Below are 333 nucleotides of genomic sequence, written 5' to 3' on the forward strand. Positions count from 1 at the left end.
ACAGTATTTGCAGGTTTTAGGCAATAGAACCCGGCGTTTGCTCTGAACGCTGTGGGGTTGTGTTGTTTAAACCGCTAAGTGTTGTTTAACCTGGCACATAATAGCCGCATAACACCCCATGCCAGGCTGATACCCAACTGGCATGGTGCTGGTTTTTACTTGGTCGGCCGAGCCAGATCTCAGCGGGCGTCAGGCCGTTTAAATTCTGATGCGGCCGGACATGGTTGTACCAGCTGCGATAGATTTCAAGCTCGTGCTGTAACTGGCAGCCGTTAAAATCCAGCTGCCTGAACATCTGTTTAAAAGTTCCAAAAAACCGTTCGATGCGGCCAT

The 333-nt window shown here is 49.8% G+C and carries 1 protein-coding gene; it reads right to left on the reverse strand.

Annotated features, from left to right (window positions below):
* Nucleotides 1–85: 85 nt before the first annotated feature.
* Nucleotides 86–333: integrase core domain-containing protein (locus tag EOE67_RS20375; protein ID WP_164852457.1), on the reverse strand; the 248-nt coding region annotated here is incomplete at its 5' end.

It is taken from the genome of Rheinheimera riviphila (assembly GCF_004005945.1).
GTDB lineage: Bacteria > Pseudomonadota > Gammaproteobacteria > Enterobacterales > Alteromonadaceae > Pararheinheimera > Pararheinheimera riviphila.